This window comes from Actinosynnema pretiosum, assembly GCF_024171695.1.
Classification (GTDB): Bacteria; Actinomycetota; Actinomycetes; order Mycobacteriales; family Pseudonocardiaceae; genus Actinosynnema; species Actinosynnema pretiosum.
The window spans coordinates 328,628-343,309 of record NZ_JAMTCF010000010.1 but is presented as its reverse complement, the minus strand read 5'-3'; the positions used below and the strand labels follow the sequence as shown (position 1 = coordinate 343,309).

Sequence of the window (14,682 nt, the reverse complement as noted above, 5' to 3'; positions counted from 1 at the left end):
GGCGACCAGACCGAGGCGGGTGATCGCGGACAAGGGCTACTCCAGCCGCGCCATCCGCTCCTACCTGCGCAGACGCCGCATCCCGGCCACCATCCCGGAACGCCGCGACCAGAGGGCCAACCGGCTGCGCCGAGGCCGGGCCGGCGGACGCCCGCCGACCTTCGACCGCGCCGCCTACAAGCGTCGCAACGTGGTGGAACGCTGCTTCAACCGGCTCAAGCAGTTCCGCGCCATCGCCACCCGCTTCGACAAGACCGCCGTGTCCTATCGAGGCATGCTCGACCTGGCCACGCTGCTCATCTGGCTTTGAGGACAGGCCCTAGGCCCGACCCCCGACACCCGCTTCTCCGTTCCTGATCGATCCGCGCGGGTTCCCGCCCGGCCCTCGACGGGGCGGGAACCCGCGCGGCGGCGCTCAGTCCACCTCGGGGTGGTTCTCCACGTCGCACCAGCGCAACAGCCCGGCGATGCGCGGCTGCCCGTCGTGCTTCCACACCATCGACGCGCCGATCATCGCGCCGGGGGCGGCGATCCGGCTCGCGCCGAGCCTGGCCAGCTCCCGCGACACCTGCCAGAACTCCTCGCCGACCGCGCCCAGCCCCACGTTCTGCAGGTGCTTCGCGTACGGCCGCACCGCGTCCACGGCGGCGGCCAGCGACGGCACCACCACCAGCCGCGCCACCCGGTTGCCCGCGCCGCTGAGCGGCAGCAGCGCGTCGTCCAGCACGACGGTCCAGTCGGTGTCGCCCTCGGAGACCCACACCCCGGCGTCCGCGCTGGACGCGGCGCGCCAGCCCGCCAGGAGCCTGCGGTGCTCCACGATCACCGCGTCCTCGCGCGGCACGTCGCCGGGCGGGAAGTCGGCGGCGGCGGCCCGCATCGCCTCGGCCACCCGGCCCGCGAGCGCGTTGGCCTCCTCGCGGTCGGCCTCCACCAGGTAGACCTGCGGGGACAGGCAGGCGTGCTGGTTGAGCTCGCTGGTGTCGGCGGCGATGCGGCGGGCGACCTCGGCGGCGCCGTTGGCGGCGAGGTAGGCGCGCGAGACCACGCCGAACGAGAGCTTGTGGCCGTGCTGCTCGTAGACCTGGTGCGGGGCGACGCGGGCCCGGATCGCCGCGCACGCCTCGTCGCTGCCGTAGGCGATGACGGCGTCGGCCTGCTCCAGCGCGGCCGACTGGTTGGCCTCGTCGTCGCGGTCCCAGTAGACGGCGACGACGGCGTCGGCGACCACCGGCTCGACCTCGCGCAGGGTGCGCAGGAACGCGGCGGTGAAGCTGGGCTCGCGGGCCGGGATCTTCGCGATCAGCGCGGACTTGACCAGCAGGGCGCGCACCAGCGAGCGCACCGGCAGTCCGGGAACGTTCCCGGAGAAGACCGCGAGGGTGACGCGGGGGCCGATCGCGGTGGTGCTGCCGCGCAGCCGCTCGTCCCGCTCGAAGCCGTCGAGCACCTCCGGGACGCCCAGCTCGCGCTCCAGCGCCGCCAGCAGGTGCTCGGCGCGCAGCCCGGACAGCTCGCCGTCCAGCGCCCGGTCGATGGTCTCCTCGGACATGCCGGTGATCGCGGCGGCCGAGCGGACGGTGTCGCGGCGCTCGGGGAAGTCGCGCTTGGCCCACAGCTCGGCGGCGGTGTCGAAGGCCGCGACGATCCGGCGCACCGGGATCGCGCGCAGGGCCTCGTGGGCGCGGCGCAGGCCGTCGCCGACCTCGGCCCAGTCCTGCGGGGCCGGGCGCAGGCCGTGCCACTCGCGGGCGCCCGAGCGCAGGGTGAACGGCTCCAGCGCGGCGGTGTCCAGCCAGGACGGCTGGAACGACACGTCCGGGGTCGGCTCGGCGCCGGTCACGGCGGCCAGGTCGTCGACGTCGGTGGTGTTGGGGATGACTGGGGTGTTCACGGTTCAGCGTCCTCCGGTCATCTCGTCCAGCGACAGGGAGCAGCCGCGGCTCGCGGCTCCGGCGACGCGGCCCGCGATGGCCACGCCCTCGGGGGAGCCGATGCCGACGTCACCGGTCAGCACCGCGCACGGGCGGTCGAGCAGGCACAGGTCGGTGACCTCCACCAGGCCCCGGCCCTCGGTGATCAGCTCTCGGGTGCCCGAGGCGCGCAGCCGCGCCCCGCCCCACGGCCGCCACACCTTCGGGCTCTCGCCGAGCGGGCCGAGCTGGGTGGGGGAGGCGTTGAACAGCTGGTGGGCCAGCTCGGTCATGCCGAAGATGTTGTCGAACTCGACGACGCCGAAGACCTCGGTGAGGGTGGCGCGCAGCTGCGGGACGGCCATGACGCGGGAGCGGCCCTTGAAGCCGCCGCCGTCGACGACCTTGGAGCCGGGCGGCAGCTCCCACGAGCGGCCCAGCCCGCGCAGGGCGTCGCAGACGTTGACGAACGCGAAGGTGGCGCCGACCATCACCACGGGCACGCCCTCGGCGACGGCGGCGTCGAGCATGGCGGTGAGCTTGTCCAGCTCCATGCCGCTCGGGCCGATGATCGACCCGCTCAGCTCGGGCGCGCCGACCTCCTCCTCGATGCGGGCCATGTCGAACGCGATGGCCATGCCCGGCTGGTCTTCCTCGGTCGGGGCGAAGCGGATCACGGCGGTGCGCTCGGCGCCGGTGGCGACGTTGAGCTTCGCGCCCGCCGTGACGGCTAAGCGCTTGAGCTCCAGGCCGAGCTTGGTGTAGCGGACCTCGCCGCGCGTGCTGCCGGTGGTGCCGCTGGTGCGGAACACGCGCACGGGGGTCTCGTCGGGGAACAGGTGCGGGCCGCCGGACTTGTACGCGACGTCGGGGATGCCGACGCCCCTGCCGGTCTGCCGCCAGTAGCGGGCCACCTCGGGTGAGTTGGCCTCCGCGAGTTCGAGGAGCTGGTCGTGGATGGACGCGGGGTCGCCATCGCCGTCGACCAGCAGGGTCGCGATCTCCTCGAACAGCCGTCCCACGTACGGATCGTCGTGGGCAACGGTCATCGACTGCCTCCAGGAAGCGGGGGTCCGCGCGGGGGCGCGGACAGGTGTGGGTGCGGGGGATAAGTGCAGCTCGCCGTGCGTTTCCGCCCCCCTGGACCGCTGCGGCGCGGGCAAGCTACCAGCGGCCGGGAACCCGCAACAAGGCGGCGAGCGGCGGTGGCGGTGCGGGCTGCCGAAGGGGGTCGGCGACCGGGCGCGGCGGGGGTGCGGCGGCTGGTTCACGGTGGCTGCGCAAACGGGCGGATGCGGTGTTACCCGTGATTCCGGTCAGTGGATTGTGTGACCCCGGTCACAAGTTCGCCCCGTGTTCACCTGGCGAACAGCCTGGGACCACCGGCCCCCCTCGGCGGTACCACTTCTCCTTCCCCCGCACAGCCCCAGGGGCGGTGACCGCCTCCGGTCACCGCCCCTGGGTGTCGTGCCGCGCGTTCGGACCCGCCTGACCGTCCTAGTCGGACAGCGGCTTGCCCTTGTCGTCCGTCTCGGGGGACGGCTTGCCCGCCCCGTCGGCGCCCTCGCCCCGGTCCGCGGAGATCGCGGCGGGCTCCAGCTCGGACTCCACGTGCTTGCTGCGGCCGGTGAAGCTCACGTGGGCCTCGTTGCGCATCCGCTCCACCATGTGCGGGTAGTGCAGCTCGAAGGCCGGTCGCTCGCTGCGGATCCGGGGCAGCTCGGTGAAGTTGTGCCTCGGGGGCGGGCAGGAGGTCGCCCACTCCAGCGAGTTGCCGTAGCCCCACGGGTCGTCCACGGTCACGCGCTCGCCGTAGCGGTAGCTCTTGAAGACGTTCCACAGGAACGGCAGCGTCGAGGCGCCGAGCAGGTACGAGCCGATCGTCGAGACGATGTTGAGCGTGGTGAACCCGTCGGCCGCCAGGTAGTCCGCGTACCGGCGCGGCATGCCCTCGTTGCCCAGCCAGTGCTGCACCAGGAACGTGGCGTGGAAACCGATCATCGTGGTCCAGAAGTGCCAGCGGGCCAGCCCCTCGTCCAGCATCCGACCGGTGATCTTCGGGAACCAGAAGTAGATGCCCGCGAAGGTCGCGAACACGATGGTCCCGTAGAGCACGTAGTGGAAGTGGGCGACCACGAAGTAGGTGTCGGAGACGTGGAAGTCGAGCGGCGGGGAGGCCAGCAGCACGCCGGACAGACCGCCGAACAGGAACGTGACCAGGAACCCGACGCAGAACAGCATCGGGGACTCGAAGGTCATCGTCCCCTTCCACATGGTGCCGATCCAGTTGAAGAACTTGACACCGGTCGGCACCGCGACCAGGAAGGTCATGAACGCGAAGAACGGCAGCAGCACGGCGCCCGTGGCGTACATGTGGTGCGCCCACACCGCGATCGACAGCGCCGCGATCGACATGGTCGCCCACACCAGACCTCGGTAGCCGAAGATCGGCTTGCGGGAGAACACCGGGATGATCTCCGACACGACGCCGAAGAACGGCAGCGCCAGGATGTACACCTCGGGGTGGCCGAAGAACCAGAACATGTGCTGCCACAGCACCACCCCGCCGTTGGCCGGGTCGAACACGTGCGCCCCGATCAGCCGGTCGGCCAGCAGGCCGAAGCCCGCCGCCGTCAGGATCGGGAACACCACCAGGATCAGCACGCTGGTCACGAGGATGTTCCAGGTGAAGATCGGCATCCGCCACATGGTCATGCCGGGGGCCCGCAGGCACACGATCGTGGTGATCATGTTGACCGCGCCGAGGATGGTGCCCAGACCGCCGACCGCGAGGCCGACGATCCACATGTTCGCGCCCGCGCCCGGCGAGTAGTTCGCCAGCGACAGCGGGGTGTACGCGAACCAGCCGAAGTCCGCCGCGCCGCCGGGCGTCAGGAACCCGCCGAGCATCAGCAGGCCGCCGAAGAGGAACAACCAGTACGAGAACGCGTTCAGCCGCGGGAACGCGACGTCCGGCGCGCCGATCTGGAGCGGCAGGATGAAGTTGGCGAACGCGAAGACGCTCGGGGTGGCGTACAGCAGCAGCATCACCGTGCCGTGCATGGTGAACATCTGGTTGTACTGCTCGTTGGACAGGAACTGCAGTCCGGGAACGGCCAGCTCGCTGCGGATGAGCATTGCCATCGCACCGCCGACCATGAAGAAGAAGAACGTCGTGACGAGGTACATCACGCCGATCTGCTTGTGGTCGGTGGTGTGGAACAGCCGCAGCAGCGCCGCCCCCTTCGAACCCCGTGTCGGGGGGCTCTGGTGGACGTCGACGGGTGTCGGGGACAGCGCAGTCACGATCTCTCCTGATTCGGTGTGATCAACCTCGGCTCAGGTTCGTCGCGCGCGCGCAGGGGCGGACAGGGCACAAAGTCACCGGAGGGCAGGGACCATGGTCATCGCGGGCGGCGCGGTGGTGCCGGGGACGCGGCTCTTCGCACCAAACCGGCTGCGGCCGAGCGGCCCAGCGGGCACACTCGTCCGGTGCCGTCCAAGAGTTCGGGTGCGAGGGTTCTCGCGATCATCGGAACAGTCCTGCTGGGGCTGTTCGCACCACTGGCGTTCCTCTACTCGGTGATGGCGTTCACGCCGACCGGGAGCTGCACGGGCTCGTCCGGGGGAGGCGCGTGCGCGCACGGCGGGGCGCCGATGGTGATCGGGATGGCCGGGGTGGCGGTGTTCGCGCTGGTGGGGTTCGTGGGGACGTGGGCGGGACGGGGGGCTCCTCGGGCGGGGATGCCGTACCTGGGGCTCGCGGGCGCGGTGGTGTCGGTGTACATCGCTTCGTCGATCATGTCCATGCGCTAGCGCCGCCGCTCACCGCGTGGTGGGGGAGCGGCGGCGCCGGCGGGGTGAGAGCGGTGGGTGAGCTCTCAGTCGCGCGCGGTGGCGTCGGGGGAGGGGCCCTCGGGTCCGGAGCCGTTCGGCGACGTGCCGCTGGTCGACGGCCCGTGCCCGTTGAGACCGGCCCGGCTCAGCGCGTCCTCGGCGGGCGCCTCGCGAGCCTCGGGCACGTCCAGCAGCCCGTAGCGCTCCCGCATCCGCTCGGCCCGCTCCGGCTGCTCCAGGGCGTCCAGGAGGTCCGAGGAACTGGCCCCGAACAGCGTGCCGCCGGGTTCACCGGGCTCAGGCAGGAGGTCCACGATCCGGGTTTCCCCGGCCGCGTCCACCACGAACCCGGCTGGCTCCACCACGACCGGGGCCTCCTGCTCGCCCCGAGCCACCGAGGACAGCCGCGTCAGCGGGTCGACCATGTCGACCGCGCCGCGCACCGCGTCCCGGTTGTTGGCCAGCCACCACAGCAGTGCGTCACCGGAGCTGGAGAGCACGTCGTGCTCGAAGTAGTCCCGCACCTCCCGCTCCACCTCGACCTGCCGCTTCCACACGTGGTGCTCCTGGTGCGCCGCGCGGGCCCGCAGCAGCCGCGTTCGCTCCTCCAGCGGTGCGCGCAGCACCACCCCGGTCGCCCACAGGTCCACCAGGCCGCGCTTGTCCCGCACGGCCGCGCCCAGCGCCACCGCCAGCGAGTGCCCGGCGACCTCGTCCTCCGGGGCGACCCCCGCTGCGAACGTCCGAGCCCGCAGCAGCACCTCCTCCACCGCGAGCGCGCCGGGATCGGCGTGCGGGACGTCCGGAGCGGCCCGCCAGTGCACGGTGCAGGCGAATTCGAGCGTGAACTCCGGGAGCGCGCTGGGGAGCGCCACCCCGGTCAGCTCCCTGCTGGACCGCACGGGTGCCGCCGCCAGCTGCGCGGCGTTCTCCCGAGCGATCCGCATCGCCTCGGCCTCCTCCATCGCCCGCCTCGCCTGGGCCGCCCGGTGCTCCTCGGCCATCAGGGCGTGCTGCCGCTCCTGCCCGTTCCGCTCTTCGTACCCCTGGTAGATCGCGAACATGCCCAAGCCAAGGGCGACCATCGTGAGCAGCACGAACACCAGCGGATGCCACTGCGCGGCCAAGCCGATCAAGAACAGCAGCAGGAGGACGGCCCCGGCCACCGCGATCGGGGTTTTGCTACCGGTCACGCTTCTTCTCCCTCATCGGTCACTCCCAGTGCGGTTTCGACGTGCCGCAGCAGCACGGCGGCGGCTTCCCCGCCCGCCCGCCTCCGGACGTGCAGGTAAAGCCGGTCCATCAGTCCGATCCGCAGGTCGCAGGCCCGCACCAGCACGCCCGGCTCCCGCAGCGCCCACTCGGCCACGACCTCGTCGGGCAGCCGTTCGACCTCCAGCGCGAACAGCCGCCGCCACACCTCGACCAGGTCGTCGTCCGATCCGGCGGGCACCCGGAGCCCGACCAGCTGGTGCGCGTCCTCGACCCGCAGCTGCTGCACCTCGCGCGCCAGCCGGTTGAGCAGCCAGCGCTCCAACCGGCGCTCGCGCACCAGCTCCCGCAACGCGGTCCCGGCCTGCGCGCGGACCACCTCGCTCGTGCTCCTGGCCAGGTGGTGCAGCCGCACCAGCGCGGGACGCGGCCGCAGCGGCGCGATCTCCACGACGCACACCTCCACCAGCGCCAGGGCGTGGCCGGGCGAGGTGCGGTGCGACTTGGCCTGCTCGTACACGTGCTTGCGGAACTCCCCGCCGAGGTGCAGGTCGGCCAGTCCGCCCGCGAGCACCGGGATCGCCAGCTCCGGCCGCACCTCGCCCCAGTGCGCCGCCAGCGCGGTCAACCGGGGCGCGATCGCGGAGACCAGCGCCTGCTCGGTGAACCGCTCGGCCATCGCCACCCCGTCCGGGCCGCTGCGCACCGCGACGTCGGTCACCCAGTCGAGCGCCGTCTCGTGCAGGTGGGGGAAGTAGGTCCAGAAGTGCTCCCGCAGCGCGCGGCCCACCGTCGGACGGGTGAACCGCACCGCCCGGTCCCGCTCCTCCATGCCCAACCCCGCCAGCCGGTCGGGCAGGTACGGGCTGTGCAGCGGCTCCTCCACCGCAGGCACCTCGGTGCGGTGGCGCAGCGCCGCGTCGGCCGAGGACACCACCGCCAGCGGGGCGCCGTCCAGGAACGCGGCGGCGATCAGCAACGACCGCTCGTTGCTGCCCCCGTGCTCGGCGAACAGCGCGCGAGCCTGCTCACCGCGCTGCCGCCAGGCTGCGACCGCCTCGGCCAGCCACCGCTCCAGCGACAGCCCCGGACCGGCCGCGCGCGCCGCCAGCACCAGCCGGGCCAGCTCGCCCGCGTCGTGCACCGACGCCTGCGTCAGGTAGACGGCCTGTGCCCTAGGCAGCGATCGGGGAAGCTCGATCCCCTCGGGGTGCAGGTGCGCGGCCAGCACCGCTCGCGCGGGCGGCGGTCGGAGCTCGGTCGTCAGCGGTAGCAGCGACCGGGGCAGCAGCCGCACCTGCGTGTCGCGCACGACGAGCACCAACCGGGCGTCCGCCTCCTCGGCGAGTGCCCGGTGGTGCTCCAGAGCCCCGCCCAGCTCCCGCAGGCGCTCCTCGGGTGTCTCGGTCAGGTCCAGCAGCAACCGGTCCTCGGCGTCCAGGTCGGACGCCTTCAGCCCCTGGCCGTCCTCGTCGCCGAGGGACAGCTCCCGCAACCTGCTGGCGCCGAGCCTGCCGCTGTCCGTGAGCAGCATGAGCGCGGCCGTGCGAGCCCCGGCGCCCTCGGCAGCCGCCAGCACCACCACGCCGGGCCGCTCCAGCGCATCCGAGCGGAACCCCTCAGGCGGGGCGAACCGCGCCGCCAACCAGTCGACCTGCCCGCGCGCGACCAGGCGCGGGTCGCGGCGCGGGCGGACCGGGTGGAAGTAGTTGTGCTGGTCACCGGTCCCGCTGTGGAAGAACCCGTCCCGGTGGATCTCGTGGTGCGTGCTCACGGCTCGCGCTGCTCCCCGCGCCGGTCCTCGTACCGCTTCACGTCGCCGCGGTTGAACTGAGGACCCGAGCCGCTGTGGTGGTAGCTGTCGCGGCCGGTGTTGTAGGTGTGCTGCTGGCCGGTGTTCACCCCGCCCTCGTTGAACCCGACCTGCAGCACGGTGCCCGCCGTGCCGCCGGTGAACTCGTTGTGCGAGTACCGGCCGCCCCGCTCGGGCGTGGCGGCGGTGCCGGGGGAGCCGTCCGGGTCGTCGGTGGGCGGCAGCAGGCCCTCCTGCAGCGCCCTGCCCGAGGACAGGGGGACCCGCAGGTAGGCGAGGTCCTCGTAGGTCTTCTGCTTGACCTGCACCGGGACGTACAGGCTGGGGTCCTCGGCGGAGTAACCGGACAGGACCGCGTCCTGGTAGACCCTGCGGGACACCACGGCGGCCACCCTGGTCGCGGGCCCCGACCTGACCAGGATGCTCTTCACCGGCTCGCAGTCCACCAGCCGCTGCGTCTCCACCCGCGTCGGCCCGGTGCCGGAGCGGAACTCGTCGCCGGGGACGTGCGGGATCGGTCCGACGTGCACGGTGACCCGCATCCGCAGGTCGTGCGGCAGGGTCCTGACCTCGGCGCGGTCGTCGAGCTCGGCCTGGAGGCTCCCGAGGAACGGGTTGAGCAGGTAGGGCAGGAACTCCGGCGGGAACGTGGCCGCGTACCCGTCGCCGGTGCCCTCCCCGTAGCGCTTGGAGATCCACACGTACTTCAGGGCGCACCGCTCGAACGTCTTGGCGAGGATGTCCGGGATCGCGGCGGCGACCTCGGGGTGGTCGCGCCCCTTCATCCCGCTGAAGTCCTTCACGTCCACCAGCAGGATCGCGTGGTACGACGGCATTTCCGTCGGCTTGTTCGTCTGCTCGCTCACGATCACAAATGGTGGTGATTCGGGCTGACCCGAACTGTCCGCCGCCGGACTATCCACAGGTGATGTGGGTCACACTCCGGCGGCGCTCCGCAGAACTGCCTTGTTCCCGATGAACAGCTCGTTCTGCCTGCCCCTCAACGCCCCCATCGCCTTCAGCGATTTGATGTTCGCCATCACGGTGCTGCGGGCCATGTTCAGCAGCGGGCCGATCTCCGACTGGGGGAACGGGACCTGCTCGGGCGCCGGGAGGCTCGCGTCGGCCAGCTCCGCCAGCTCCAGGAGGAACCGGGCGATCTGGCACTCGGTGGGCAGGTTCTTCCGGTCCATGCGGTGGGCGGACTGGTAGGACTTGGACCGGACGTAGCCGTTCAGCAACAGGGCGCACCCGGTCTTGTTTAAGTAGTGCTCCATCACGGGCCACAGCACCACGCTGGTCCGGCACCGGTCCACCGCCACCACGTCCGCGATGCGCCCCTCCCTGGTGGGCGCCGCGTACTCGCCTACCAGGTCCCCCGCGCCGCGCAGGGCCAGCATCATCCGCTCGCCGTTCTCCTTGCGCAGCACCACCGCGACCCGGCCCGACACGAGCGCGAGCACCTCGGAGCCCTGCTGTCCCTGGTGCAGCAGCCGGTCTCCCGGCTCGTAGGAGCGCGGACTGCCGAGCTTCAGCAGCCCCTGCCACCCCGGCTCGCCCAACAACCGTCGAAAACCCCGTGATTCCGTTGATTCCGCGATCACCGCACGTACATATCGCATCCCCCGCGTCACCGGAACGCCCCCGCGCGCCCGCCACACGACCGGACTACTGTCCACTCCCGTGCCCCGCACCCGCCTCTACCGGCACGGCGTCCTCGAAGCCGAGGGGTTCGACCCCCGCGAGGCCGCCGACCTCCGGCGCGAGGACGGCGCGCTCGTCTGGATCGACCTCCTCGCCCCCGACCCCGCCCTCCTGGACCGGGTCGGCGAGGAGCTCGGGTGGCACGCGCTCGCCGTCGAGGACGCCGTCGAGCCGCACGAGCGGCCCAAGTTGCACGAGTACGACACGCACCGGCTGCTCACCGCCTACGCCGTCCGGCTCGGGGACGACGGCGCGCTGACCACCGCCGGGATCACCGCCTTCGCCACCCCCGACGCCCTCGTCACCGTCCGGCCCGACGAGGCCTTCGACATCGACGCCGTCGTCGACCGCTGGGACGCCACCACGCACCTGGCCGCCAGCGGCGTCGGGTACCTGCTGCACGGGTTGCTCGACTACGCCGTCGACACCCACTTCGACGCCGTCCAGGCCCTCGACGGGCGGATCGAGGGGCTGGAGGACCTGGTGTTCGCCGACCAGGACCGGTCGGGGCCGGGGAGGCGCGGCGGCTCCGACACCGACCTCCAGCGCCAGGCCCTCGCCCTGCGCAAGTCGCTGGTCGCGCTCCGCCGCGTCGTGCTGCCCATGCGCGAGGTGGTCAACGCCCTCGTCCGCCGCGACCACGACCTCGTGGACACCCGCATGGCCCCCTACTACCAGGACGTCTACGACCACGTCCTGCGCGCCGCCGAGTGGACCGACTCGCTGCGCGACCTGGTCGCCACCGTCCGCGAGACCCAGCTCAGCATCCAGGCCAACCGGCTCAACCTGGTCATGAAGAAGGTCACCGGCTGGGCCGCCGTCATCGCCGTCCCGACCGCGATCACCGGCTACTTCGGCCAGAACATCCCCTTCCCCGGCTTCGACCAGCCCTGGGGCTTCTGGGCCTCCACCGCCGCGATCACCGCGGGCGGTCTCGGGCTCTATTCGCTGTTCAAGCACGAAGACTGGTTGTGACCGCCTACCCTCCTCCACTGTGGACACAGCTATCACCTTCACCGGGGAGACCCGCGAGCCGACCGGGGACGAGAGAACCTTCGCGGCGGTGCTCGACGCGCAGCTACCGGGCATGTCCTACCGGTTGCGTAGCGACCCCGACGGCGCCCCGTGGCTGCTGGTCGTCCTGGAGATGGGCGGCGGCGGCACGACCGTCACCCTGCGCCTGGACTACGACGCCTCCGGCCTGCGCGCGGGCTGGGGCCCCGCCTCGGACGACCAGGGCCGCGCCGAGAGCGCGGGCGTGGACGTGACCAGCCTCGACGGCCTCAAGTGGGACTCGGACGGCTCCTCGCCGGAGATGGTGGCGCTGCTGGCGGTCGACTGGTTCGAGTCGCCCAAGCACAACTCGGCCGCCTGACCCCCGCCCGCACCGCAGGCCCTCACGCGCGTGCGACGCCGCGTGCAGCGGCGGGACCCCCTGTTCGGCGCGCTGGCCGCGCGGGGGACCACCGCGCACGCGCCCACCCCGGCGCCGCGACGCCCACCCGCGTCGCGGAGCCGGAGTCACCGGGGTCACCGGGCCGCGCTCACCCCTGCTCGGCCCACCACCGCCTGCCCGCCTCCGGCAGCGACCGGATCGGGTCGTAGTACGGGTAGCGCCGGTCCAACGCCTCCGCGTCGTCCAGCTCGATCCCGGTGCGGTAGTTCTTCGTCCAGTACGACACCCCGCGCTCCCGGTCGTACTCCTGCACCTGGTGCACCCACCGCTTGCCCACGTACGGCACGTCGCACACGATCCGGGGCGTCGCGTACCCCGGCAGGTAGCCCATGATCGCGTGCTGGAGCTCCTGCGCCTCCCACACCGCGACCCGCCAGTGCTCGGCGTTCGGGATCATGTCGCACATGTAGAAGTAGTACGGCAGCACCCCGGCCTCGCCCTGCAGCGCGAAGCACAGGTCCAGCAGGTCCGCCGCGGTCGCGTTCACCCCGCGCATCAGCACCCCCTGGTTGCGCACGTCCCGCACCCCGACCGCGAGCGCCGTCCGAGCCGCCTCCGCCACCAGCGGCGTCACCGAGTTGGCGTGGTTGACGTGCGTGTGGATCGCCAGGTTCACCCCGCGCCGCGCGGCCGTGCGCGCCACCCGCTCCAGGCCCTCCACCACCTGCGGCTGCAACCAGTGCTGCGGCAGCCCGGCCAGCGCCTTCGTGGCCAGCCGCACGTCCCGCACGGTCTCCACGCCCAGCAGCCGCATCAGGAACGACTCCAGCTGCGGCCACGGCACGTTCGCCACGTCGCCGCCGGAGACCACCACGTCCCGCACGCCCGGCGTGCTCCTCAGGTACTCCACGATCCGGTCCTGCCGGTCCACCGGCTTGAGCGCGAGCTTGTGCTTGGCCACCTGCGGCGTGGAGTTGCCGACCAGGTCCATGCGGGTGCAGTGCCCGCAGTACTGGGGGCAGGTGGACACCAGCTCGGCCAGCACCTTCGTCGGGTAGCGGTGGGTCAGGCCCTCCACCACCCACATCTCGGCCTCGTGCAGCGAGTCCCGCGAGGAGTGCGGGTGGCTCGGCCAGTCCGGGTCGCGGTCCGAGCGCACCGGCAGCATGTAGCGGCGCACCGGGTCGGCGTAGAAGGCCTCGGTGAAGTCGCCGCCCTCCTCCAGGCGTGGCACCACCGTGTTGAGCATCTGCGGCGGCAGCAGCATCGACATGGTCGCGAGCTGCTCCTGGTCGGCCTCCAGGTCGGCGTAGAACCGGTCGTCGACCAGGTCGCCGAGGACCGCGCGCAGCTGCTTCACGTTCTTCACGCAGTGCGCGCGCTGCCACTGGGCGTCGCGCCACTGCCGGGCGGTCACGTCCCGCCAGCCCGGTAACCGCCGCCAGTCGGGTTCGACCAGCTCGTCCCTGCGGTAGGCGTAGGGCTGCGGCCCAGTGCCGACCGCGTTCGCGTCGTGGAGCGCAGTCATCTGTCCTCCTCAGTCGCGAGATGGCGATAAACCATGCTGACAGAGGGCGGGTTTGGCGTAAATATTTCGCCAGGGAGCGTTTCGGGGTGTTCGTGCGTTGTGGGGGTATGCGCGTGTTCGCCTTGCTGTTGGTCGCCGTGGGAGTCGAGATCGCCACCCTGGTGGCGGTGACGGTCAACCTCGGGTTCCTGCCCACGCTCGGCCTGCTGATCCTGGGAGGGGTCGCGGGCTCGTTCCTGCTGCGGCGGGAGGGGGCGCGCAGCATGGCCGCGTTCAACGAGGCGCTGCGCAACCGGCGCGAGCCGCACGAGGAGGTCGCGGACGGGGTGCTGCTGGTCGCGGCCGGGCTGCTGATCGTGCTGCCCGGCTTCATCAGCGACGTCGCGGGCCTGCTGCTGCTCCTGCCGCCGGTGCGGCGCGCGGTCGGGGCCAGGATCGCCCGCCGCTCGCGCGAGCGCGCCGCGAACGCCGTGCTCAACCAGCGCTTCGGCAGGCCGCCGGGCGCGGGGAACGTGGTGGTCGACGGGGTGATCATCGACCTGAGCGGTCAGGCGGGCGCTCCCCGGCCGAGGCAGGAGAGCAGGCCGCTGGGCGGCAACGCGATCGAGGGCGTGGTGATCGACTCGCGGGTGGTCGACGGCCCCTCCGGCGAGTCGGGGCCGACCACCCGCTGACCTGGTTCCACCCGTCAGGCCTCACCCGCTCGGGTGGGGCCTGACGTCGTTCCGGACTCGTCGCGGCCGGGCACGAGGGTGGGCCACACGTGGTCGAACACCCGGTCCACCGATGCCCGCTCGCCGGTCGCGAACCAGTGGTAGAGCGGCGGCCCGAACAGCAGGTCGCGCACCAGCTCCGGCGCCAGGTCGTCCCGCAGCTCGCCGCGCGCCACCCCGCGCCGCACGACCCGCGCCACCAGCGCGTGCCGCCCGGCCAGGAACCGCTCGTGCAGCCCCAGCTCCGGGGCCCGCCTGGCCTCGGCGTGCACCGCCAGCAGCACCCACGACAGGCCGTCCACCAGCGCGGTCACCAGTGCTCGCAGGTCCTCACGCGCGCTGCCGGTGTCCGGGTCGGGCATGGGGATCGCCGACTCGGCCAGCACGTGCGCGACCAGGTGCAGCTTGGTCGGCCACCGCCGGTACAGCGCGGGGCGGCTGACCCCGGCGCGGGTGGCGACGGCGTCGAGCGCGAGCGCCTCGAAGCCCACCTCGTCCAGCAGGCTCATGGTCGCGGACGCGAGGGCGCGGTCGACTTCGGGATCACGGGGTCTGGGCACGCGACC

Annotated in this window: 14 protein-coding genes; 5 read left to right on the top strand and 9 right to left on the bottom strand. The window is 72.4% G+C overall.

Annotation, left to right across the window (positions count from 1 at the left end):
- Positions 1 to 310: transposase (locus LV78_RS22280; RefSeq protein ID WP_253847534.1), on the top strand; the 310-nt coding region annotated here is incomplete at its 5' end.
- A gap of 105 nt (positions 311 to 415) precedes the next feature.
- Here the strand turns inward: LV78_RS22280 and LV78_RS22275 are convergent.
- The 3 genes from LV78_RS22275 to ctaD all read right to left on the bottom strand — a co-directional run bounded on the left by LV78_RS22275 (position 416) and on the right by ctaD (position 5,219).
- The gene (locus LV78_RS22275) at positions 416 to 1,894 is read right to left on the bottom strand and encodes an acyl-CoA reductase (protein ID WP_253847533.1); all 1,479 of its coding nucleotides are present in this window, start codon (positions 1,892 to 1,894) and stop codon (positions 416 to 418) included.
- 3 nt (positions 1,895 to 1,897) lie between these two features.
- Entirely contained in the window at positions 1,898 to 2,962 is a 1,065-nt protein-coding gene (locus LV78_RS22270) for a LuxE/PaaK family acyltransferase (RefSeq protein WP_253847532.1), read from the bottom strand.
- A gap of 448 nt (positions 2,963 to 3,410) precedes the next feature.
- On the bottom strand, positions 3,411 to 5,219 hold the full coding sequence (gene ctaD, locus LV78_RS22265) for an aa3-type cytochrome oxidase subunit I (protein ID WP_253847531.1): 1,809 nt from the start codon (positions 5,217 to 5,219) through the stop codon (positions 3,411 to 3,413).
- Between the two features lie 186 nt (positions 5,220 to 5,405).
- On the opposite strand from ctaD, the gene LV78_RS22260 reads away from it, so the two are divergent.
- Positions 5,406 to 5,729: a hypothetical protein gene (locus LV78_RS22260; protein ID WP_253847530.1), complete on the top strand. Its 324-nt coding sequence runs from the start codon at positions 5,406 to 5,408 to the stop codon at positions 5,727 to 5,729.
- 65 nt (positions 5,730 to 5,794) lie between these two features.
- Here LV78_RS22260 and LV78_RS40930 read toward each other — a convergent pair whose 3' ends face one another.
- The 4 genes from LV78_RS40930 to LV78_RS22240 all read right to left on the bottom strand — a co-directional run bounded on the left by LV78_RS40930 (position 5,795) and on the right by LV78_RS22240 (position 10,337).
- A complete protein-coding gene (locus tag LV78_RS40930; protein WP_301307011.1) occupies positions 5,795 to 6,943 on the bottom strand; it encodes a hypothetical protein in 1,149 nt (382 codons plus the stop codon).
- Positions 6,940 to 8,736: an amino acid adenylation domain-containing protein gene (locus LV78_RS22250; protein WP_253847529.1), complete on the bottom strand. Its 1,797-nt coding sequence runs from the start codon at positions 8,734 to 8,736 to the stop codon at positions 6,940 to 6,942. Before LV78_RS22250 ends, LV78_RS40930 begins: the two co-directional genes overlap by 4 nt.
- Positions 8,733 to 9,641, bottom strand: coding sequence for a hypothetical protein (locus tag LV78_RS22245; protein ID WP_253847528.1), 909 nt, complete (start codon positions 9,639 to 9,641; stop codon positions 8,733 to 8,735). Before LV78_RS22245 ends, LV78_RS22250 begins: the two co-directional genes overlap by 4 nt.
- A gap of 69 nt (positions 9,642 to 9,710) precedes the next feature.
- A complete protein-coding gene (locus LV78_RS22240; protein ID WP_253847527.1) occupies positions 9,711 to 10,337 on the bottom strand; it encodes a Crp/Fnr family transcriptional regulator in 627 nt (208 codons plus the stop codon).
- Between the two features lie 121 nt (positions 10,338 to 10,458).
- Between LV78_RS22240 and LV78_RS22235 the strand changes: the two genes are divergently transcribed.
- Both LV78_RS22235 and LV78_RS22230 read left to right on the top strand, forming a co-directional pair.
- The gene (locus tag LV78_RS22235) at positions 10,459 to 11,454 is read left to right on the top strand and encodes a magnesium transporter CorA family protein (protein WP_253847526.1); all 996 of its coding nucleotides are present in this window, start codon (positions 10,459 to 10,461) and stop codon (positions 11,452 to 11,454) included.
- 19 nt (positions 11,455 to 11,473) lie between these two features.
- Complete coding sequence (locus tag LV78_RS22230) at positions 11,474 to 11,854, top strand: hypothetical protein (protein ID WP_253847525.1); 381 nt, start codon at positions 11,474 to 11,476, stop codon at positions 11,852 to 11,854.
- Positions 11,855 to 12,023: 169 nt separating this feature from the next.
- Here LV78_RS22230 and LV78_RS22225 read toward each other — a convergent pair whose 3' ends face one another.
- Positions 12,024 to 13,403, bottom strand: a complete 1,380-nt coding sequence (locus LV78_RS22225; protein ID WP_253847524.1) for a KamA family radical SAM protein — start codon at positions 13,401 to 13,403, stop codon at positions 12,024 to 12,026.
- Between the two features lie 107 nt (positions 13,404 to 13,510).
- Here LV78_RS22225 and LV78_RS22220 point away from each other — a divergent pair, with 107 nt between their 5' ends.
- Entirely contained in the window at positions 13,511 to 14,077 is a 567-nt protein-coding gene (locus LV78_RS22220) for an FxsA family protein (protein ID WP_253847523.1), read from the top strand.
- 14 nt (positions 14,078 to 14,091) lie between these two features.
- Here the strand turns inward: LV78_RS22220 and LV78_RS22215 are convergent, their stop codons facing one another.
- The gene (locus tag LV78_RS22215) at positions 14,092 to 14,676 is read right to left on the bottom strand and encodes a TetR/AcrR family transcriptional regulator (protein WP_253847522.1); all 585 of its coding nucleotides are present in this window, start codon (positions 14,674 to 14,676) and stop codon (positions 14,092 to 14,094) included.
- Positions 14,677 to 14,682 lie beyond the last annotated feature (6 nt).